Origin of the sequence: Streptomyces sp. NBC_00076 (assembly GCF_045041235.1) — a bacterium.
GTDB lineage: Bacteria > Actinomycetota > Actinomycetes > Streptomycetales > Streptomycetaceae > Streptomyces.
In genome coordinates, this window is sequence record NZ_CP108242.1 from 3,281,865 (window position 1) to 3,304,287 (window position 22,423).

At 69.8% G+C, this 22,423-nt stretch carries 12 protein-coding genes and 1 pseudogene; 7 read left to right on the forward strand and 6 right to left on the reverse strand.

All coding sequences use genetic code 11. The features are described from left to right. Nucleotides 1-293: 293 nt before the first annotated feature. The gene (locus tag OHA64_RS14970) at nucleotides 294-3,518 is read left to right on the forward strand and encodes an NPCBM/NEW2 domain-containing protein (RefSeq protein WP_405613109.1); all 3,225 of its coding nucleotides are present in this window, start codon (nucleotides 294-296) and stop codon (nucleotides 3,516-3,518) included. Nucleotides 3,519-3,553: 35 nt separating this feature from the next. Here the strand turns inward: OHA64_RS14970 and OHA64_RS14975 are convergent, their stop codons facing one another. Beyond that, nucleotides 3,554-3,823: a hypothetical protein gene (locus OHA64_RS14975; protein ID WP_405613111.1), complete on the reverse strand. Its 270-nt coding sequence runs from the start codon at nucleotides 3,821-3,823 to the stop codon at nucleotides 3,554-3,556. Between the two features lie 66 nt (nucleotides 3,824-3,889). Between OHA64_RS14975 and OHA64_RS14980 the strand changes: the two genes are divergently transcribed. The 4 genes from OHA64_RS14980 to OHA64_RS14995 all read left to right on the forward strand — a co-directional run bounded on the left by OHA64_RS14980 (nucleotide 3,890) and on the right by OHA64_RS14995 (nucleotide 11,435). Next, a complete protein-coding gene (locus tag OHA64_RS14980) occupies nucleotides 3,890-4,825 on the forward strand; it encodes an ABC transporter ATP-binding protein (RefSeq protein ID WP_405613113.1) in 936 nt (311 codons plus the stop codon). Further along, nucleotides 4,822-6,186: an ABC transporter permease gene (locus OHA64_RS14985; protein WP_405613115.1), complete on the forward strand. Its 1,365-nt coding sequence runs from the start codon at nucleotides 4,822-4,824 to the stop codon at nucleotides 6,184-6,186. The genes OHA64_RS14980 and OHA64_RS14985 overlap by 4 nt, the downstream gene beginning before the upstream one ends. A gap of 4 nt (nucleotides 6,187-6,190) precedes the next feature. Continuing rightward, nucleotides 6,191-8,947, forward strand: a complete 2,757-nt coding sequence (locus OHA64_RS14990) for an alkaline phosphatase family protein (RefSeq protein WP_405613117.1) — start codon at nucleotides 6,191-6,193, stop codon at nucleotides 8,945-8,947. Between the two features lie 301 nt (nucleotides 8,948-9,248). Next, nucleotides 9,249-11,435 (forward strand): SdrD B-like domain-containing protein, encoded by a 2,187-nt coding sequence (locus OHA64_RS14995; RefSeq protein WP_405613119.1) that lies wholly within the window; start codon nucleotides 9,249-9,251, stop codon nucleotides 11,433-11,435. Between the two features lie 85 nt (nucleotides 11,436-11,520). Here OHA64_RS14995 and OHA64_RS15000 read toward each other — a convergent pair whose 3' ends face one another. Beyond that, the gene (locus OHA64_RS15000) at nucleotides 11,521-12,792 is read right to left on the reverse strand and encodes a Dyp-type peroxidase (protein WP_405613121.1); all 1,272 of its coding nucleotides are present in this window, start codon (nucleotides 12,790-12,792) and stop codon (nucleotides 11,521-11,523) included. Nucleotides 12,793-12,845: 53 nt separating this feature from the next. Here OHA64_RS15000 and OHA64_RS15005 point away from each other — a divergent pair, with 53 nt between their 5' ends. Together OHA64_RS15005 and OHA64_RS15010 are read left to right on the forward strand one after the other, a co-directional pair. Then, a complete protein-coding gene (locus OHA64_RS15005) occupies nucleotides 12,846-14,222 on the forward strand; it encodes a right-handed parallel beta-helix repeat-containing protein (protein ID WP_405613123.1) in 1,377 nt (458 codons plus the stop codon). 44 nt (nucleotides 14,223-14,266) lie between these two features. Next, nucleotides 14,267-14,944 carry a hypothetical protein gene (locus OHA64_RS15010; protein ID WP_405613124.1) on the forward strand — a complete coding sequence of 226 codons (678 nt, stop codon included), beginning with the start codon at nucleotides 14,267-14,269 and terminating at the stop codon, nucleotides 14,942-14,944. 184 nt (nucleotides 14,945-15,128) lie between these two features. Here OHA64_RS15010 and OHA64_RS15015 read toward each other — a convergent pair. The 4 genes and pseudogenes from OHA64_RS15015 to OHA64_RS15030 form a co-directional block, all read right to left on the reverse strand. Further along, nucleotides 15,129-15,510, reverse strand: a pseudogene (locus OHA64_RS15015) (MMPL family transporter); the annotation flags it as partial. A 136-nt stretch (nucleotides 15,511-15,646) separates the two neighbouring features. Next, entirely contained in the window at nucleotides 15,647-16,315 is a 669-nt protein-coding gene (locus OHA64_RS15020) for a hypothetical protein (RefSeq protein ID WP_405613126.1), read from the reverse strand. A gap of 171 nt (nucleotides 16,316-16,486) precedes the next feature. Then, nucleotides 16,487-17,521 carry a hypothetical protein gene (locus tag OHA64_RS15025; RefSeq protein ID WP_405613128.1) on the reverse strand — a complete coding sequence of 345 codons (1,035 nt, stop codon included), beginning with the start codon at nucleotides 17,519-17,521 and terminating at the stop codon, nucleotides 16,487-16,489. 76 nt (nucleotides 17,522-17,597) lie between these two features. Beyond that, nucleotides 17,598-22,325, reverse strand: coding sequence for an RHS repeat-associated core domain-containing protein (locus OHA64_RS15030; RefSeq protein WP_405613130.1), 4,728 nt, complete (start codon nucleotides 22,323-22,325; stop codon nucleotides 17,598-17,600). Between the last annotated feature and the right edge of the window lie 98 nt (nucleotides 22,326-22,423).

Here is a 22,423-nt window from a genome sequence, read left to right on the forward strand (position 1 = left end):
CCGACGCCGGTCGGCTTGAGTACCGGCTGCCTTGAACACCAGCTGCCCACGCAGCCCCCCATCACCCAGGGTCTCGTGCGAAGTAACAGGGACAGCCCAGCCCCCTTATGACATGAGTGCGGTGCAATGACCCGAGTGCGGTGCAATCTTCTGTTGAATTCTGTCTGGACCATTGTCCGGCTGCGTTAGCTCCTGTAGCACTGTGCGCGGAGCTGTTCCCTCCATTCCCTTTTGCAACACCGGGAGAGCGCATGTCCCATTCCCTATGGAGTCGTGCAACCAGACTGGGCAGCGTGGTCTTCACCGCCGTCCTGCTGCTGTCGGCCACCGCGAAGGCGGGGGCCGACACGGTCCCCGCCGCAGACACCATCACTACCGCCACCACTGTCACCGTGGACGACTCCGTCCAGGGAAGCGGCCGGGACCAGTTCGACTACCACGGCTCCGGCTGGGGCCATGCGAGCGGAGAGGGCGCACCCGCCAATCCCTACGAGGGCACCAACAGTTGGACCGAGACCACCGGCGAGTCGGTCGACTTCGCCTTCACCGGCACCCAACTCACCTTCCGCGCGATCACCGACCCCGGCCATGGCATCGGCGCCGTCTCCATCGACGGCGGCGCCCCCGTCGACGTCGACCTCTACAGCGCCACCCGCACCGGCGACGTCCCCGTGTGGACCAGTCCCACGCTGCCCGACGGCGCGCACACCTTCACGCTCACGTCGACCGGCCGGAAGAACGCCGCTTCCAGCGGCACCGCGTTGGCCGTCGACCGGATCGACTTCGTCGGTGAGGCACCCGTTCCCGGCAAGACCGACGTCGCCGTGGACGGAGCCGGCACCGGCCGCGCCTTCGACGGCATCGGCGCCATCAGCGGCGGCGGAGGCAACTCACGGCTGCTCATCAACTACCCCGAGCCGCAGCGCAGCCGGATCCTGGACTACCTCTTCAAGCCCGGCTACGGCGCCGCCCTGCAGATGCTCAAGGTGGAGATCGGCGGCGACACCAACTCGACCGACGGGTCCGAGCCCAGCATCGAGCACACCAAGGGAACCGTGCACTGCGACAGCGGTTACGAGTGGTGGCTGATGGAGCAGGCCAAGAAGCGCAATCCGCACATCAAGCTGTACGGCCTGGCCTGGGGCGCCCCCGGCTGGATCGGCAACACGGACAACTCCCCGGGCGGCGGCGACTTCTGGTCCCAGGACACGATCGACTACCTGACCACCTGGCTGGGCTGCGCCCGCCAGCACGGCCTGGACATCGACTACCTGGGCGGCTGGAACGAACGCGGCTACGACATCGGCTGGTACGAGAAGCTGCACGCGACGCTCGCCGCCAAGCACCTCCCCATACAGATCGTCGGAGCAGACTCGGGCCTGGACGTCGCGGACGACATCGTCTCCGACCCGGACTTCGCCAAGTCGATCGACGTCGTCGGCGTCCACTACCCCTGCGAGGGCGGCGACGGCGGCAGCGCCAACACCTGCCCCAGCTCGTCCAACGCCCAGGCCACCGGCAAACCCCTGTGGGCCAGCGAGAACGGCTCCCTGGACGAGAACACCGGCGCCGGTGCCCTGATCCGCTCCATCACCCGCGGCTACCTCGACGGCAAGTTCACCGCCTATCTCAACTGGCCGCTGCTGGCCGCGATCTACCCCAACCTGCCCTACGACACGGTCGGCCTCGCGGTGGCGAACCAGCCGTGGTCCGGGGCGTACGACATCGGCACCAGCCTCTGGACGACGGCCCAGGTCACCCAAGTCACCCAGCCCGGCTGGAAGTTCGTCGACAAGGCGAGCGGCTACCTCGGTGGGGACCGCGTCAACGGCAGCTACGTCACCCTGAAGTCGCCGGACAACTCGGCGTACAGCACCATCCTGGAGACCTCCACCGCGAGCAGCTCCCGGACCGCCGACTTCACGGTCAGCGGCGGACTCCCGACCGGCAAGGTGCACATCTGGGCCACCGACCTCAAGTCCGCCGGCACCTCCGGCGCTTTCGTGCACACCGGTGACGTGACCCCCAAGGACGGGCACTTCAGCGTCACCCTCAAGCCCGGTTACGTCTACTCCCTGACCACAACCACCGGCCAGGGCAAGGGCAACGCCGTCAGCCCGAAGCAGGGCCACCTCGCGCTCCCCTACACCGACTCCTTCGAGCAGAAGACCCCCGGGCGGGAGGCGAAGTACCTGTCCGACATGCAGGGTTCCTTCGAGATCGCGCCGTGCAAGGGCGGACGCTCCGGCCAGTGCGTCCGGCAGATGGCCGCTCAGCAGCCCATCGAGTGGCAGGACGACAGCGACGCGTTCGCCCTCCTCGGCGACGTCGACTGGAAGAACTACACGGTCAGTTCGGACGTCTACCTGGAGCAGTCCGGCACGGTCGAACTCATGGGCCGGGCGGGTGACCAGCAGCGGCCGCAGTCCCACCAGGCGGGCTACTTCCTGCGGGTCGCCGACACCGGTAAGTGGTCGGTGGTCAAGAGCGACACCAGCGGCCGACTGACCACACTCGCCGACGGCACCACCCGGCGGCTCGGCACCGGCAGCTGGCACAAACTCGGCCTGAGCTTCAGCGGCACCACGATCACCGCGAGCGTCGACGGCAAGCCGGTCGGCGCGGTGGACGACTCCGCGTACGCCTCCGGGCAGGTCGGCATCGGCGTGGTCGGCTACCAGACCGACGAGTTCGACAACCTCAGCATCACCCCCGTGAAGCAGGCCGCCGATACCCCGGCCACACTCGCCGCGGACCTGCCGGCGACCATCCATCGGGGTGAGTCGGCCACCCTCAAGACCACCTTCACCGTCCCGGCGACGGGCGACTCGGCCACCGGCCTCACCCTGCGGTCCGGTGCCCCGGACGGCTGGACGGTCGCCGCCACCACACCGACGACCTTCTCGAAGGTCACACCGGGCCACTCGGTCACCGCCAGCTGGACCGTCACCGCCCCCACGGCCGCCGCGACCCCCGTGTCCGTCACCTTCTCGCCGCTCGCCACCTATGCCCGAGGCGGCGTGCAGCACTGGACGTACGGCACCGCGAAGACCGAGGTGCCGATCCCGCCGCCCACCGGCAGCCCCTACCTGAGCGACCTGTCGTTCGTCTCCAGCAGCAACGGCTGGGGCCCGGTCGAACGTGACAGCTCCAACGGCGAGCAGGCGGAAGGCGACGGACTGCCGATCACGATCCGCGGCACCGTCCACGCCAAGGGGCTGGGCACCCACACCGACAGCGACGTGGCGTTCTTCCTCGGCGGCAACTGCAGCCGGCTCACCGCCACCGTCGGTATCGACGACGAGGTCGCCCCGTACGGCTCGGTCACCTTCACCGTGACCGCCGACGGCCGGACACTGACCACGACCCCCGTGCTCACCGGCACCTCACAGCCCCTGCCCCTGGACCTCGACGTCACCGGTGCCCAGCAACTGCACCTCGTGATCGCGGACGGCGGCGACGGCAACGCCCACGACCACGCGGACTGGGCGGACGCCCGGCTCACCTGCGCGGGATAGGAAGGAGCAGCACAGCTCCGAGCGGGCGGCGGCCGTCACGGCGCCGCCCGCTCGGCATGCTGCCGCGCAGGACTGAACAGGGCCTGCGCATCAGGGCTTTGCCCAATTCTGGCTGATTGCTTGCCAATTCGCGCACGCGCATTTACCGATGCCTTACCGACGACGACCCAACCGGCAGAGTCGTTCGAAATTAAGAATTTCTTACGAATGGTCAGCGTGATCCGACCATGGAAAAGGTGTGGAACATAGAAGCAGGTCACAGGCGCGACCACGGCCAGATCTTCTCCCGTTCCAGCAACGTTCAATCAGCCGTTCCTGCTTGCGTTCAGAGAAGTCCCTAAAGTCCTTTGAGGCTTCGAAAGTAGGGATTCATGGACAGACCTTCCGTCCGGGCGCGCGGGATCACCAAATGTTTCGGCGACGTCGTCGCCCTCGACGGCATCGATCTGGATGTGACGCAGGGCCAGATACACGGCCTGGTCGGACCGAACGGCGCGGGCAAGACGACACTGCTCGGCCTCCTGCTGGGCCTGGCCGTCGCCGACGGCGGCCGCCTCGAGATCCTGGGTACCCCGGTCGGACGGGCGCTCGCCGCTCCCGACGGTGTCGCCGGCTTCGTGGACGGGCCCGGCCTCTACCCCTCGCTCACCGCCAGGCAGAACCTCGCCGCGCTGGCCGCCCTGCGCGGCAGCGCCTCGCGGACCGCGGGGATCGACGACGTGCTCGACCAGGTCGGGCTCACCGAAGTCGCCGACGACCGGACCCGCGGTTTCTCGCTCGGCATGCGTCAGCGGCTCGGGCTCGCCGCCGCCCTGCTCACCAAGCCCCGGCTGCTCGTGCTCGACGAACCGTCCAACGGCCTCGACCCGGCCGGCAAAAGGCACGTACACGGCGTCCTCAACCGGCTCGCGGCGGACGGAACCAGCGTCGTGCTGTCCAGCCACCGCATGGACGACCTCGAAGCGCTCTGCTCGGAGGTCACCATCCTCGCGACCGGACGGGTCGTCTTCTCCGGCCCGCTCGGCAAGCTGGCCGCCGAGAACCGTGAGCTCGACTACCGGTTGCTCACCTCCGACGCGCCGGCCGCCCGCCGGGAAGCGGCCGACACCGCCGGGATCCACGTCGTCGACGGCGTACGGCACGGCACCGGCGAGGGGCTCGTCGTGCGCGCGCTGGTGCCCGCCCTCGACGAGCTGGTGAAACGGCTCGTGCACGCGGGCATCGCGGTGCGCGAGCTCACGCCGGTGGTGTCGCCGCTGGAGGCCGCGTTCCTCGCCCTCACCGAACATCAGGAGGCCGGCAGATGACCGCGACCACAGTCGACGACCACGCTGCCGGTGTCAGCGCCGGCCGGGTCTCCGTGCCCCGCGGCTACCGCTTCGAGCTGGTCAAGCTCGTGTCGCAGTGGCGGATCCGCCTGCTCGTCCTCGCCTGCTGGATCGCGCCGGGGCTCTTCGTCGCCGCGGTGAGCGGGCAGAGCACGCTCCCCACCGACACCCTCTTCGGTCGCTGGATGCACGCCACGGGGTGGGCCGGGCCGCTGGTGATGCTCGGTTTCGCGGGTACGTGGGCGCTCCCGCTGCTGACCTCGGTGGTCGCGGGCGACGTGTTCGCCTCCGAGGACCGGCTCGGCACCTGGCGCCATCTGCTCGTGGCGGTCCGGTCGCCGCGCCGGATCTTCGCGGCGAAGGCGCTGGCCAGCCTCAGCGTCATCCTGCTGCTGGTGGCCGGGCTGGCCTGTTCCAGTGTGGTCGGCGGGGTCCTGGCGGTCGGCAACCATCCGCTGGCCGGCCTGGACGGCCACCAGTTGACACCGGGGGACGCCGCCGGGAAGGTCCTCCTCGCCTGGGTCTGCGTGCTCGCCCCGACCCTGGCCCTCGCCGCGATCGGACTCCTCGGGTCGGTCGCGCTGGGGCGGTCCCCGATGGGACTGCTGCTGCCGGCGCTCGTCGCGCTCGCGATGCAGGTCGCCCAGATGCTGCCGCTGCCCGTCGCCGTACGCCTCGCCCTGCCGGGCTACGCCTTCATCGCCTGGAACGGCCTGTTCACCAGCCCGGCACAGCTCGGCCCGCTCCTCATCGGTATCGCCGTCAGCCTGGTGTGGGCGGTGCTCGCGACCACGTTGGCCCGCCTGCTCTTCCTGCGGCGCGACTTCACCAACCTGTCCTACGACGGCTCGGGGCGCCGCGCGCTCACCACCGGACTCCTGCCGCTGGTCGTACTGGTCGCCCTCACGGTCACGGTCGTCGCCGTGGCGACCCCGTCCGTCGGTTCCGGGATCCGGCAGGACAAGGTGCAGCGGTCCCTGGCCACGGAGTTCGCCCACCTCTACCGCTTGCAGACCGAGCAGCTGAACCGCCCGGACGTCACCGAGGCGCGGCTGCGGGCCACGGCGGCGTGCAACAAGAGCGCCGGCCACGTCACCGCCGAGGGGCCGGGCAACGACTGGCGCTGCGTCGTCTCCTGGCATCTCCCCGGCGTCGAGGCCGTCGGTACGGCCGTCTACCAGCTCGACGTCACCTCCGACGGGCGGTTCGTCGCCGACGGCGACGGACCGAAGGAAGTCAACGGCTACTTCCTGGTGCGGACCCCGACCGGGGACGCGCCGAACCCGCTCTGGCAGTTCGACGGCAACGTCGACCTGCTGTCCACCGCCCCGAAGGGATAACCCCATGCAGGTAAGACGCCGCCGCAGGCGCGTCGAGGAGAAACGTTCCGGCTTTCTCGGCAGACGCCTCGGCCGCCGTACACCCCTGCTGACGGCCGGCACCACCGCCGTCGCCCTCCTCGCCGCCGGCACCGCTTTCGCCCAGACCCACCAGTTCGGCACCGACCAGGTCGGCCAGGTCACCGACCAGGGCCAGGTCATCTCCAGCGACCAGTACATCGCCCCGTACGGCGACCGCCTCGTCATCAACAACGGCAAGATCATGTCGTCCTCGGTCAGCCCGGACGGCACCCACCTCGCGGCCTCGGTCACGGACGGCGGGAGTGCGCTGTCCATCGTGGACCTGAAGACCTGGAAGGTGCAGCAACTCGTCGGCAGCTCCGCGTCGTCGACCCCGCGTATCAGCGGCAACGACGTGGGCCAGGAAGGCCCCACGTACTCCCCCGACGGTTCGCAGCTGTGGCTGGGCCAGACCGACGGCTACGCCAGGTTCACGGTGAACCCGGACGGCAGCGTCACGAACCCGACGTCCGTCAAGATCCCGGCGGACGGGGCCAAGCACGCTCTGGTGGGTGAGGCCGTGTTCTCGCCCGACGGCTCCACCGTGTACTCCGCCGTCAACGGCCAGAACCGCGTGGTCGCCCTCGACGCTGCGACCGGTGCCGTCGAGCAGAGCTGGGCCGTGGGCAACGCCCCGCGTGACATGGTCAAGGTCGGCGACAGGCTCTACGTCAGCAACGAGGGCGGGCGTCCCGCGAAGCCCGGCGACACCACCATCAACTCGTACGGCACCCAGGTGCCGGCCGACCCGAAGACGGCGGCCACCACCACGGGCACCGTGAGTGTCATCGACCTGGCGAAACCGTCCGCCGCCGTCGGCAGCATCAACGTCGGCCTGCACCCGACCGCGCTGTACGCCAAGAAGGGCGCGCTGTTCGTCACCAACACGGCCACCAACGACGTGTCGGTCATCAACACCGCGAGCGACAAGGTCGTCCAGACCATCGCCACCCAGCCGTGGCCGGAGGCGTCGGTGGGCTACGAGCCCGACGCGCTGACGCTCACCGACGACGGTCACCTGCTGGTGACGCTGGGCCGCGCCAACGCGGTCGCCGTCTACCGGTACACCAGCCCGCAGATGCCGGTCAGCTACGTCGGCCTGCTCCCGACGGACTACTTCCCCGCGGAGATCGCCACCGTCGGCAACCAGGTGGTCGTCTCCAACACCCGTGGCATCGACGCCCGCCGCCCCACCACCAGCGCCGGGCACGCCACCCACGACACCACGTCGAGCCTGCAGCGGTTCACGCTGCCGAGCGACAGCGTCATCAGGTCCCAGACGGCCAAGGTCTTCAAGCAGAACGGCTGGACCGCCGGCTCGGTGACTCGGGCCAAGGGCACCAGTCACGCGCAGCCGGTGCCGGTCCCGCAGCGGCTCGGCGATCCGTCGACGATCAAGCACGTCTTCCTGATCGTCAAGGAGAACCGGACCTACGACCAGCTCTTCGGTGACGTCCCGCAGGGCAACGGCGACCCGTCGCTGGCGGAGTTCGGCGAGAACGTGACGCCGAACCAGCACGCGCTGGCCGAGCAGTTCGGTCTGTACGACAACACCTACGACATCGGCACGAACTCCGCCGAGGGTCACAACTGGCTGATGCAGGCCGACGACCCGGAGTACACCGAGTCCTCGGCCGGTGAGTACCAGCGCAGTTACGACACCGAGGACGACGCTCTCGGCCACCAGCGGAGCGGCTTCCTGTGGACCGGCGCGCAGGCGGCCGGGAAGTCCGTGCGGGACTTCGGTGAGTTCCAGCAGTTCCTGACCAAACCGGCGGACGCGAGCTGGCAGAACCTGTACTGCGACGCCAAGAACATGGCGGCCACCGGGCAGGACACCGCCTACCCGCTGAACTCGTCCTCGCCGATCCCGTCGCTCAACAGCGTGTCGGTGCCCGGCTTCCCGAAGTTCGACACCAGCGTCCCGGACGTCTACCGGGAGCAGATCTGGAAGCAGGACTTCGAGAAGAACGGGCCGGCGAACCTGAACATGTTCTGGCTCTCCAGCGACCACACCGGCGGTCCGGCGAACGCGCCGGCCCAGGTCGCGGACAACGACCTGGCGACCGGCAAGATCGTCGACGAGATCTCGCACAGCAGGTACTGGAAGGACTCGGCGATCTTCGTCGTCGAGGACGACTCCCAGGCCGGCCTCGACCACGTCGACGGCCACCGTGCCCCGATCCAGATCATCAGCCCCTGGGCCCAGCGCGGCACCGTCGACAACCACTACTACTCGCAGATCACGATGATCCGGACCATCGAGCAGATCCTCGGGATCCACCCGATGAACCAGAAGGACAGCGCGGCCAGCCCGATGCGTGGGGCGTTCACCCCGCACCCGGTCTACACGCCGTTCAAGGCGCTGCCCAACCGGACCTCGCTGACCGATGGCCTGAAGACCCCGCCCGCCTGCGGCGTGGACACCCCGGCAGCCCAGGACCCGAGTGCGGCCGCCGTGCCGTCGGTGAAGGTGCCGGCGGACAAGCAGGCGCTCGCGGCGCAGTGGGAGACCTGGAAGTCGAAGCAGCGGCTGACCGGGCCCAGTGCCGTGCCCGACTACGCCAACCCCGCGCAGATGAACCACTTCACCTGGTACCAGACACACGACTGGAAGAAGGCGTACCCGGGCGAGGACAAGATCTTCGCGCCCAAGGACGTGCCCGGCGCCTACCTCCCGTCGTCGGAGTCCGACGGCTGACGCGGACTGATCCCCGCCGGGGGCCCCTGACCTGCGTCACCGCGGGCCAGGGGCCCTTTGCGCTGACGGGCTTCCGCGGCCTGTCGGGCGCTTCCGGCTTCAGCACATGGCGCGAGGGTCACCCGTTCAGGTTATGGTCACTGTCCGTATATATTCGGTTACTCTGTGCTAATAGTGCGGCTGTGGTGGGCCGTGGGTGGTCACGTTTCCCGGGATCCTGCCGAGGGCCTCTGAACACCCGGTGCCCCGAGCGAAGGCCGCTTGGACTGCACGGCGAGTGCGAGGCAGAGATGGGAATCACGTGATCAGACGAACAGCCTGGCGGGCGATGCTGGTGCTGAGTTGTACCAGCGCCCTGCTGGCGCCCATGGCGCCGGCCTCCGCCCAGACCGGCGAGGGCAAGCTGACGGTCAATGTGTTCAGGGAGTTCGCCGCGAAGGGCACTCTCGACCCGCAGATCCAGACCGCCCTGGCCGGCGCGACCATTCGCGTCACGAGCGACCATTCAGGAGAGACACGGACCTATCCGGTCGGCCCCGATGGGACCATCACCATCGACTTCGACACCTGGGGGCGCTCCAGAGGGAAGTACAAGGTCGAGCTGATCGACTGGCCGAACAAGTACAACCCAGCCACCGGCACCGGCTTCCTCCAGCCGGCGTTCGCCGGCACGGGACTGTCCTCCCACCTCAACTACGTGAACATGGAGGACGGCGAGGACGCCACGCTCAACCTGGCCGTGTGGAATCCCGACGACTACTGCCAGGACAACCCCACGCTGGCCACGGCCTGCCAGCAGGCGGCGACCAAGCCGGGTCAGAAGACGCTGGTCACCTTCCCGTACAACTCCCGCGGGGACACCCAGGGCAACGCCGCGAACCCAAGGCCGATCGCCACGGTCCAGAACACCGGCGCTCTCTACGGGCTGGCCTACCGCAAGAAGGACAAGCGGCTCTTCTCCGGCGCCTACGCCAAGCGTCACACCGAGTACGGCCCCGGCGGCCAGGGCGCGATCTACGTGACCGACCCGGCCACCGGCGGCGCCAGCGTGTTCGCCACGGTGCCGAACGCGGGCACCACCCCGCACAACCAGGGCAACCGCGTCGACGCCCCGTTCGCCAACCAGCCCGGCAAGGAGTCCCTCGGCGACATCGAGATCTCCTCGGACGGCTCGGAGCTGTACGTCGTCAACATGAACGACGGCAAGCTCTACACCTACGACGCGACGCAGCCCACCGCAGGCGCACCCAAGCGCACACCGGTCCAGATCCCGGACTCCGCCTGCTCACCTCCCGGCGACTGGCGGCCGATGGGCCTGGGGGTGCGCGACGGTGTGGTGTACGCGGGCGGCGTCTGCTCCGCCGAGAGTACGCAGGATCCCACCAAGCTGCGGGCGGTGGTCTGGACGTACGACCCCGCCACCGGCACGTTCGGCGCCGCACCCATCGTCGACGAACCGCTGAACTTCCCCCGCGACCCGGCTTCCGACCCGAATCCCGGCAACTGGAAGCCGTGGACTCAGGACAACCTGGCCAACTTCCCCATGGGCAACGTGGCCTACCCGCAGCCGATGCTCAGCGACATCGAGATCGAGCGCGACGGCGGCCTGGTCCTGGGCTTCCGCGACCGGTTCGGCGACCAGTCCGGGCTGGTGATCCCCAACGCCAACCCCAACGGACCCGTCGAGTCCACCGTCACCGGCGGCGACATCAACAGGGTCTGCCGCAAGTCCGACGGCACCTACCACTGGGAGGGCAGCGCCGACTGCCCCCGCCCCGGCGGAGGCAACGAGTGGTTCACCGGCGACACCTACTACACCGGGACCAGCCACCGGGAGACCGCGCAGGGCGCGCTCGCACTCCCGCTGCAGCAGACCACGATCGCCAGCACCACCCTTGACCCGTACCGCGTCATCAACTCCGGCGGGATCGGGTGGTTCGACCGGACGACGGGCCGACGTGACGCGACCCAGGACGGGTTCGGCGTCGTCTACGACACCGACGGCGGCTTCGGCAAGGCCCACGGCCTGGGCGACCTGGAACTGCTGTGCGACGAACCGCCGGTGCAGATCGGCAACCGGGTCTGGCTCGACGACGGCGGCGGCACCCAGAACGCCAGGTACGACGAAACCCTCGGCATCCAGGGCGTGACCGTCATCCTCAAGGATTCGTCCGGGCGGGTCGTCGCGAAGAAGAAGACCGATGCCAAGGGCGAGTACTACTTCGACCATCGCGACGGGCTCCTGCCGAACACCGACTACACGGTGGAGTTCGACAAGACCACCGTCGACACCAGCAATCTGCCTGGCGGCATCACCATCGCCGAGCTGATGTGGACCCGTCCCCTGCGCCCTGGCCCGGCAACCAATTCAGACGCCGAGCCGACCGGCGGCGACGAACAAGCCGCGACCGCGGTGGCGACGGTGACAACCGGTCCGCCCGGCTCGGTCAACCACGACCTCGACGCCGGGATGTGGGCAGGCACCTGACAGCCCGCACAACCCGCAGAACCGAGGGGCCAGGCCACCTTACGGAGCGGCCTGGCCCCTCGGCCTGTCTTCGACCTCGGCAGGCTCAGGACAACAGGGAGGCGCCGAGCGGACGCTCGGCCGAGAAGCCCGGCAACACCAAGAAGGTGCCCGACGCGGTCGCCGTGGCGAAGGAGGACAGCTCGTCGCCGTCGTCCAGGCGCTGTTGCGTCGCCACGAAGGTGCGCAGCTCGCGCTGGAAGCAGATGAACAGCAGCCCGCGATCGTCCGGTCCGTTGGCGTAGCTGTAGCCGCGCCGCAGCATCAGTCCACTGCCCGTGCCGCCCGGGTGGGCGCGGCGTGCGTGAGCCATGGCCGGGACCAGATACCGGCCCTGAGCGGACTTCGCGCCCAGATCCACGGGCGCGTCCGGGGCGCCGCCGCTCAGCGGCGCACCATCCTCGCGACGCCGGCCGATCGCCCGTTCCTGCGTTTCGAGGTCCTGGGCGAGGAAGCGTGCCACGTCCAGCCGCAGGCGTCGCACCACCGCGACCGTGCCGCCCCGCACCCTGGCCGGGGCCGGCAGCCACACCTCCCGGGCCAACTCCCGTTCGGTACGCGGGACGACGATGCCGTCCAGAAACCCCAGCAGATTGCGCACCGGCACCCGCTGTCCGGGTCGCGCGGTCGGCGCAGGGGGCCGGAACCCGTGCTGCGTCCAGCGCGCCGTCGCCGAGTGCTCCTGGAGCCAGGCTCTCAGGGCGCCGTCGGCCAGCGTCACGACCTGCGGGTCGGACGCGCAGACCTGGACCATCAGGTCGCCGCCCTGGACCGAGTCCGGCATGTCCTCCCGGGCGAAACCGGGAAGCTCGCGAGCCCCGGGCAGGTCGCCGTCCACGGCGGCGACGACGTGCGGGCCCACCCCCACGGTGACCGTCAGGTCCCCTGGCGGGAGTCCGCCGAGAGCCGCGTCGCCGCCCTGTGCACCGAGCGTGAGGACACGGGTGCCCAACTCGGCCAGGAGTCTCCCGCTCCGGCGCACGAAGTCGCTGCCCGGTACGTCCGGGTGTCCGGCCCCGGGCAGGTCGTAGACCGACAGGGCCACATGCTGCTGGGGCTGCGCCGGACGGTCCACCCCGGCTTGGCGAGGGCCCAGCGCGGATACGGTCACCATCCCCGCGGCGGAGGACGACCCGGCCTTCGAGGCTCCTTCGGGGGGCCCACCGTCCGGCGGAGCGGTCGGCCATCCCCGTGCGCCGACCGCGTATCCGGTGCTTCCGGCAGCCACCGTGGCGGCCGTGCCCCTCACCAACGCCTGGCGCCGCGACGGCCGCTCCTGCGTACCTGATTCACCCAACTGAGTACTGTCAGTAGTCATCCGGGCACTTTAAGCTAAAGTCCGCTGCCCTCACGGATCGGAAGAAACCCCACATGACGCCGCTCATCGCCCGCCGGACACCTCGCCGTTGGCGCGCTGCGACGCTGGGCGGTGTACTGTCCGCCGCGCTCCTGTTCGGCGGCTGCTCGGGCACGTCCACCACCGACAGCCATGGCCCGGCCGTTCCGGCCCGGCCCGCCACCATCCGGGTGCCTGCCCAGGCGGCGACGATCAACGCCGCGCTCGCCCGGGCCCGCCCCGGTGATCTGGTGCTCGTCTCGCCCGGCGTGTACCACGAGAGCGTCCAGGTGCGCACCGACCGCGTGGTGCTCCGGGGCACCGACCGCAACCGCGTCATCATCGACGGCCAGGTCCGACGCTCCAACGGCATCGTGGTCACCGCCGCGGGCGTCTCCGTGGAGAACCTGACCGTCCGCAACCACCTCCTCAACGGGGTCCTGGTCACCGGCATGAGCGACGCCGACGGCGGACTCGCCCGCGGCAGCGACGGCTACCAGCACCTGGACCCGGCCCGCTTCCCTCCCCTCGACGGCTTCCGCGTCCGCTACGTCACCGCCCACGCCAACGGCCTGTACGGCATCTACGCGTTCAACGCCCGGCACGGCGTGCTGGACCACAACTACGCGTCCGGCAGCGCCGATTCCGGCCTCTACGTCGGCCAGTGCAAGCCCTGCCACGTCCTCGTCCAGGACAACATCGCCGAACGCAACGCCATCGGCTACGAGGGCACCAACGCCAGCGGCCCGATCTGGGTGCTGCGCAACCGCTTCGCCCGCAACCGGGTCGGCATGACCATCGACACCGACTACCAGGAGGCCTACGTACCGCAGACGGGCGGCGTGGTCGCCGGGAACCTGGTCTCCGACAACAACGCGCCCGATACCCCCGAACAGGCCGACGGGGGCTTCGGCATCGGGGTCGGCATCGCAGGCGGGCAGCACAACACGCTCCTGCGTAACCGCGTCAGCGGAAACTCACGCGCCGGCATCGTGCTCGCCTCCCATGAGGACGTCCCCCCTCTGGGCAACCGGCTGGAGGACAACACCCTGTCCGCGAACGCGGTCGACGTCACCTACCAGGCCTCCGCCCGAGCCCCGGGCCAGGGCAACTGTCTGCGCGGCAACACCCTGCGCCGCACCCTTCCGGCAGACCTGTCGCGCACCGCGCCCTGCCCTCGGGGAAACAGCAGGACCTCCACCGCGCCGCACACGCGCACCGCTCCCCCACCGGTCGGGATCCCCTTCGTCGACGTGCCCGCGCCCCCGGGCCAGCCGCAACTCCCGCACGCGCGATCCGCCCCCGCAACCCCGGCGCTCCACCTGCCCGGCGACGTACACCCCGACCGCATCCCCCTCCCCGCCCCGGACCTGCTCGCCACCCGCCCCCGCCAAGAGGCGACCGCACGATGAGACCGCCACGCCGCCACACCGCACCCGCCCTTTTCGCTCGGAGCATGGCGCTCACCCTCCTGGTCCTGCTCAGCGGCTCAGCCTGCACGCAGGACAAGCCGCCCGTTCCGGCCTCCGCCACCACCGCCCCCGCACTGACCACCCCGCAGGCCGAGTTGCTCGCTCTCACCCGGTTCACGAACTACCGGCGCGGCGCGGCCCAGGTCACGGCGGACGTCCCGGTCCTGCGTGGTCACTCCGCCCGGCTCACCGGCCGCCTCGACTGGCGCCACGGGACCGGACTCGCGATCCTCCAAGGCAACGGCGGGGACCTCGAACACGGACGCCACCTCCTGCGCTGGAACCGCACCACCGTCTCCGTCCAGCGCGACTGGACCGGCGCCCTCCCCACGCACGCACCCCGCGACGGCTGGGCCCAACGCACGCTCACCGCTCAGACGTCCACCGTCGACACCACCCTGCTCCTGCTGCTCGGCCTGGCCGCCGACCGACCGGACAACGCCCAACTGCTCCTCCACAGCGGCGCACGCCGCCTCGGACGGGAGACCGTGGAAGGCGTCCCCACCACGGTCTTCGCAGGCCCGTCCACCCCCGCACCGGGGACGACGCGCGGCACACCGGGCCACACTCGCTACTGGATCGACGCCGACGGAGGCCTGCGCCGCTTCTCGGCCCGACCCAGTGGCGCCGGCAGCTGGCTGCTGGCGACGTTCACCGCGTGACCTCGTCCGCCCCTCACGGGTTGAAGCGTGGGGGCCCTGTGGGCCCTAGGTCCGCTTGTCCCGGTCCGGGCGTACCAGCAGCCCCCGTTCCAGGGCCACGACCACCGCGTGCGTACGGTCGCTGACGTCGAGCTTGGCGAAGACGCGCAGGAGGTGGGTCTTCACGGTGGCACGGACTTCAGCTCGGGAAGGCCGCGTTGAGACGGTCGTACGTCCGCATGGCGACGATGGAGCGCGAGTGGGTCTCACGGCCCATGTCCGTCAGGTTCAGGCCGAGCACCGGGGCCGCCAGGGCGAGCATGACGAGGACGGTGCCGGTCAGGACGGCGGCGGGGTGCTTGCCGACGGGGCGCAGTACCGCGGTGGTGAGGCGGCCGGGACCGGTCCTGGGCGGCCTCGTGGGCCGTACGGCCTGGAGGGTGTAGTCGACGCCGACGGCCAGACCGATCAGCAGGATCACGTTGGTGCCGATGCCCGCGTCCGGAAAGACGTGCGACGCCAGCATCGAGCAGCAGCAGGGTGATCAGCGTGACCGGCAGCGCGATCACCTCCGTGCGGGACAGGTCGCCGTTCATGCTGGTCGGCGGGGGGGGTCGCGCCGACAGCCTCGACCCGTTGAACCTCGGGTCCACCGACTGGTGGACCGGCCCGGCCCCCGGCTGCATGGGTGCGGCCGCTCTCACAGTCGTGGAAACGACCGGTTCAGGACGCACCGACAGGTCCGTGCCTCGACGGGAGACCGGCCACGAAAATGTGCAGGCTGACGCCAAGGGCCCACATGGGGAAGACCAGCTCGGACCAGGCGACGCTGCCCGACACGAGGAGCAGCGTCAGAGCGACGAGATAGCCAAGGAGGTAGAGCCAGCGCGGCAGGACGCCGAGCCGATGCCCGATGGTGGAGGTCGAGAAGGTGAACACCGCGGCCATGCGCATCGCGTAGGTCGTCAGGAGGCTGTAGGTGACATGACGGCCGAACGACGACCCTTGCAGCTTGGAGCCGGCCCCGGCCAGGTCGGCCGTGACCAGCAGCCCTCCGGCCGCCGCCGCGGCCCCGAAGAGAGTCGCCACGAACAGCAGACCGCTGCCCAGGAAGACCGTGGCGAAGAACTGGTCCTCGGCCTCTCCGATGCGTGCGCGCACAGCGCCCATGAACCACAGGAAGAAGATGCCTGCGAAGGGAATGAGGTTGAGCGCCGTCTGGACGGTACGCCGACGCGAGGGGTCGGTGACCCAGCTGGTGCCCACGTTGCCCGGCTCGTCCGGTACCGCCAGACGGACCAGAATGATGGCCGCGGCGAGCAGCAGGGCGAAGACGATCCCCACCAGTCCTACGGCACGTGGAGTGCGCAGCGCCTGCAGCTTTCTTTCCATGGGCGGTCGGTCGCTTCCTCTCCCGCGTCACGGATCGGCCGGGCGTGCAGCCACGCGCGGAAGCCCAGCGGGCGGCTAGGACCAGCAAGCACCGGTCTACGTCGACGTGCCACTGGGGCTGTCCATGCGGGTGACGTGGCGCAGGGGTGGAGTCCGCCTTGGCGGCGGACCTCACTGGCTGACGAGGCCGATCGGATGGTTCGCGTCACGGGGGCACACGGCGATGGTCAGGCGGCCGCGGCCCGGTGAGACGCGGGTCGGGGTGTTGGCGCCCCTGACCCGGCGGTCCTGCCGGTCCTCGTGCGGGATCCAACTGCTCGAACCGGAAGTCCATTCGTATTGGTCCGCTGTGAGGAGCGGGGTGAGTTCCGTGCCACAGGTGCCGCAGTCCAGAGGCCCGGGCCCCGTGAGGTTCCAGGCAATATAGCCGCCGACCTTCCAGCCGGGGGCAGTGGACAAGTCGTAGATGTACTGCGGGCCTTCTTCGCCCTCCGATTCTTCGTCCTCTTCGTCCTCTTCGTCCTCTTCGTCCTCCGGTCCTTCCCATGCGTCGATGCGGTCCTGGAGGGAGGGGTCAAGAGTCATGAAGTACGGGTGCTCGACGATCTCCTCGGGATGCAGCACACACGGGGACGGGACGAGTTCGGGGCGGCCGATCACCTCCGGGACCGGCTGCTCGGCCAGGAGCGTGCCGACGTCCTTGGAGTGACGCCGACGCATCTGTACGTGGAGCTCGTAGCGGCTGTCGCCGTGCCTCTCGAAGCCGCACCAGAACACCTGGAGCAGGTCTCCCTCCCCCGTATCGGGCAACCCGGGCACATCGCGTCGGTACAGCTGAGCCACGGCGAGCATCGGGATGGGGTCCGTGTCGGCGAGATGCGGGGCGTGCCGACCCCGCTTGAACCCGGCGAGTTCCTGGGCTTCCTCCGGGGTGGGCCCGCGTGGGTCGCGCCGCCGGGCCAGCTCCCGGATTTCCCGCTCGCGCACCACCTCGGAATAGCGGTAGCCGCTGCCGCGCTTGTGCGGGATCGTACAGACCGGCCAGGGCTCGTCAGCGGGCCACAGCAGCGGGCCACCGACGGAACTGTCATGCACGGTGGGAACACCGCGCCGCGGATGCAGACGAGTTGCGGTCCGGCGCATCGTTGCGAGTTCGGGGAAGGCTGCTTCTACGTCGACGGGGCGGGGCGGGGTGGTGCGGGCCATGAACTAGGGCTCCTCGGGGGTCGGGGACAGGTTCGGGCGGGGAGGTGCCTCAGGCCGGACGGGGACTCTGCCAACCTCAAGGCTTCCACCCCGGTATTGCGGTGCGTACCCCGCCGGCAGGGTTGTCGAGCCAGCCGGTCAACTCAAACCCCTTGTTGCCGTAGGCGGAGTACTCGAAGCGGATGGGCACGGGGTTCGTCCCCTGGTAGATCGGCGTGACGTCGTATTGGACGACCTCGTCGTTGTCCTCGTTGTCCACGGCCCTATACACCTTGTCTTCGATCATGTCCCGCTGGTACGGAGAGTTGGTGGGGAGCTGCGTTTGGGTGACCAGGTTGTGCTTGCCATTGTGGTGCTTGCCCGCGCCGCCGAGGCGGTCGGCGAGGAGGTGGCCGCGCGCCTCGTTGAACGCGGTCCCATGGCCGCGCCAGCCGGGTGGCGTGACCTTGCCCGCCTCAGTGCCCGTGTCAAGCATCTCGCGGCGGATACAGGCGGATATACCGGTGGGTCGGCCAAGATGATCCAGCGGCTTGTACCGGACGCTGCCACCCGACGCGTAGTGGTCCTTGCGGCACGGCGCCAGGCCGAGGGGGTCGTAGAGGTCCAGGGGATTGTCGACGTAGGCGACCGGGTTGGGCGCCGGCGTCAGGCCCAGCGGGTCGGGGCTGACGTACCGTGCGGTCTCCGGGTCGTAGTGGCGGAAGTAGTTGTAATGGAGGCCGGTCTCGGGGTCGGCGTACTGGCCGGGGTGGCGCAGCGGCGTGTGGGCGGTGGCGTCCGGGTTGACGGCTGTGGTGCCCCACACGGTCGCGCGGGTGTGCCAGGCGATCGCGCCGCTCTCGTCGACGAGCTCGGTCGGGGTGCCCACGAGGTCGGAGACGATGGCGAAGAAGCGGGAGTCGACCTCCTCGTCGGACAGGGGCTTGCGTTCGTACTGAATCAGCGGCCGGAAGCCGTCGTGGTCCCAGGTGAGTGTGGTGCCGGTGGCGGTCGTCGTCTGCTCGGCCAGGCGTGGTCCGTCCCACGTGAAGCGGGTCTCGTCGATGACCGAACCGGCCTCGTTCAGACGGTACTTGGCGGTGCGGCGGCCCAGCGGGTCGTACCGGTAGTGCCAGGTCGAGCCGTCGGGGGTGGTGCAGGAGGTAAGGCGGTTCTCGGCGTCCCAGGCGTAGTGCCAGACGTCGGGTTTGCGTGACAACCGCTTCTTGACGCGTTCGACGAGGCGTCCGGCGTCGTCGTAGCGGTAGTGCGTGTGTCCGGCGCGGATGAGACGGGTGCCGGTGTAGTCGCGCTCGCCACGCGCTGCGGGGTCCGCGGCTCCGTCCGGCCAGTCGGCAGTGCGCTGGTTGCCCGACGCGTCGTAGGCGTACGTCTCCGGGCCGGCGGGCCCGGCGGCGCGCAGGGGCCGGCCGATCGGGTCGAGAGCGTAGGTGGTGCCACGCCCGGTGACCTCTTCGTGGACGGCGGTGAGGTGGTCGTCGGCGCGGTAGGCGTAGCTGCGGGCGCGGATCCTCCGGCCCGGCTGGGCCGTGAGGCTCTGCCCCGTGAGCCGGCCCACGGGGTCCCAGTCCGATGTGAGGTGAAGGCTTTCGCCCACGGTGCGTTCGGTCTCACGGCCGAGGAGGTCGTGCCCGAAGGCGAGGGTGTGCCGGCCGTCGACGGCGAGGGCGGTGCGGTTTCCGACCTCGTCCCAGCCCAGCTCCGTCAGTGCGCCGGTGGGTGTGGTGCGCGAGATCCGCCGGCCCGCTGGGTCGTAGCCGAGGCGGAGGGCGGCGCCGTCGACGGTCTGGGTCAGCAGACGCCCCGCCACGTCGTAGGAGAACTCCAGGGTGCACTGAGGGCTTTCGGCCGCTGTCAGTTGGGACGCGGCGTCGTAGGAGAACGTGGTGCGCGTGCTGCCCACGGTCTTCGCTGCGAGCCGGCTGTTCTCGTCGAACTCGAACCCGATGTCCTGTCCGGCCGCGTTGGTGCGGGTGACGAGCTGCCCGGCCGGGTCGTAGGAGCAGCGGCTGACGCGGCCGTCGAAGTCGGTCTCCGTCAGCACACGGCCGACGGGATCGAACTCGTAAGTCCACGTCGATCCGGCCGGGTTGACGACCTGGACGAGGCGCTGCTCCGTGTCGTGGACGAAGGTGTGCGTGCGGCCGTCCGGCGTGGTCCGGGAGGAGAGCAGGTCGAACGGGCCGAATGTACAGCTTGTCACTCCGCCGAGCGGGTCGGTGTGGCGGAGGCAGTTGCCCTCACCGTCCCATTCCCATGTCTCGCTGCTTCCGTTCGGGGCGGTGCGCGCGCGGAGCCTGCCCTCGGCGTCCCAGACGAAGTGGCTGGACCGGCCGAGCGCGTCGGTCAGTTCGAGGGGCTGTCCGAAGGCGTCCCGGCGGCACACGGTGCGGGCGCCGCGGGCGTCCACAACGGCGACCGGAAGTCCTGCTGCGTCGGCTTCCAGACGAAGGGTCGCTCCGAGCGGGTCGGTGATGCTCTCCGGGGCTCCGGTGACGTGATGGGCGAAGCGGTGGATGGCGCCGTCCGGGCCGATGACCGCGGTGCGGTTGCCCCGCTCGTCGTACTCCAGTCGGGTCTCGGCGCCGTCCGGGCCGGTGAGGGAGACCGGCAGATGCAGGGCGTTGTAGGCGATGCGGGTGACGGCCCCGTCGGGGGCGGCGACGGTTATCAGGTTCCCGTCGTCGTCCCAGTCCCAGCGGGCGGTGCGCCCGAGCGGGTCGGTGTGGGACAGGAGGTGGTCACGGCGGTCCCACTGCTGGGTGGTGGTGTGCCCGAGCGGGTCGGTGATCGCGATGATCTGGCCGTGCCGGTTGGCGCGGTAGACCGTGGCGTGTCCGAGGGAGTCGGTGTAGGTGACGGCGCTGGTGCCGTCCTCGTGCGGATCGCCGTACAGCACACGGGAGTTGAGGATGCCGTCGGTGCCGCGGGTCTCGACCACCCGACCGACGGCGTCGTACGCGTACGTGAACTCGGTGGCGTTGGAGTCCCGCCAGCCGATGACGCGGTGGGCGTCGTCGTACGTGAAGCGCGTCGCGGCGTCGACGGCGTTGCGCACTTCGATCAGGTCCCCGACGTCGTCGTAGAGGAAGGAACGTACCTGCACAGGTTCGTCGTCGGTGAGTACCGACAGCCCGGTGACGCGGCCCTGTTCGGCGACGGAGTCGACCCGGACCTCGTAGCCTCCGCTGTGGGTGACGGTGAGCGGTACGTCGTGCTCGTCGCGTTCCACGTCGACGCTGTTGCCGTTGCGGTCCTCGACCCCCACCAGCCACCACACACCGTCCCGTGAGGCGGCGGGCTCGAAGTGACGTATGAGGCCGCTGTGGGGATCCTGCGCCGTCAGTACGTAGCTGCTGCCGCGCGTGACATAGGTGAGTGGCAGCCGCACGCCTTCGGCCGGACCGACCCGGTCGCCGGGCAGATCGGGCAGGCGCGGATAGGCGAGGGCGGAGCCGTCCTCGCGATACCACCAGTACCCGCCCAACGTGTCGTCCTTCTCCAGGCGTTCGTCGAGCGTGGCGGCCCACGACGGTCCGAAGGAGCGGCCTGCGGCGTAGCCGGACAGGTGGGTGCGGCGCAGCACCAGCGGCAGCACACCGGGCAGTTCCACATCGCTCTGGGCGAGGATCATCTGACCGCTGGCCATGTCGATCGGGTCGCCGCACGTCTCCTTGGCCTCGAGTTCGCGGGCCTGCCGGGACAGCTTCGCCGAGTCGATCTTCAACCCGTCGTCCGGCTTGCGTCCAGCGGCGGGAGAGCCTCCGCTTCGAGAACCGCCGCCCCCGTCGCCCTTGTTGACGTGGATGCCGTCGGCCCGGTTACGGACGTCGATGTCGTTGTGCTTGTGCAGCCGGGAGGTCGCCTTCACCCGGTCCGGTACGGTCTCCGCGACGTGCTTGGCCACCTTGCCAAGGGCCTTCTCCGAGCCCTTCAGCGCGCCGTGCAGCACGCTGTCGAAGGTCTGCGTGAACGGATCGCGGCCCTTACTCCGTCCGAAGGCCCCCTTGGCCCGTGACAGCGGCGAGGACGAGGCCAGGTGCAGCTCTCCGCCGTGCCGCGAGACCTTGCCCGCCCCGTCCTCGAACTCTGTGTGGTCGATCTTGGTGGTTTTCTGGCCACCTCCGGCCCCACTGCCGCCCGAACCGCCGCCTGCCGAGGCGAGCTGCATCCCACCGTGTCCACCGCGCCCGCCGCTTTCGCCGGTTCCCCCGGTGGCGGGCGGCATGGAGAACGCCCCCTCGGCCAGGTCGAGCACCATGTCCTCGACCATCGACTCCAGCTTGGCGTTGATCGGCTCGGTGATCTTGGCCAGGACCTCCTCGACGATCCGGTCCACGGCCTCGTCGATGATCCGCTTGATCACCTGGCGCATCGCCGCGATCTCGGCCGCGCCGATGACCGCGGACAGGCCGCCGGTCACGACGGCGAGCCCGACGGAGATGCCCAACGACCCCGCCATGATGGCGAGTTCGGCCTCGGCCTTGGTCTTCATGCCGAAGATGATGTCGGCGAGGGCATCGCAGGCATCTGCGAACAGGCGTGCAAGTTCAGGGAGTTTCTCCAGGTGGCTCGCCTTGACCTGGTTCCAGTGCGTCTCCATCGCGTCGACGGCCCAGCCCTCCGAGGAAGACAGGATCCGGGACACCGCCTTGTGCGCATCGCCGCCGTGGCCCTCGAACTGCTTCGCGAACTCCCGCATGGCGTCGGCCATTTCGCGGTAGTCGTCCTCATCGACGTTCGGGAAGTTGATCCCGATGAAGTCCAGAACCTCGTCCAGCCAGCCCGGAATCGTGTAGCCCATCCCCCGTTGTTCCCCCCGTGTCGCTCCGAGCGTGCTCGCGCTAGCCGAGTTCACGCGTTGCGGTTGAAAACCCTAGTCGATATCAGCACACCCGTGCG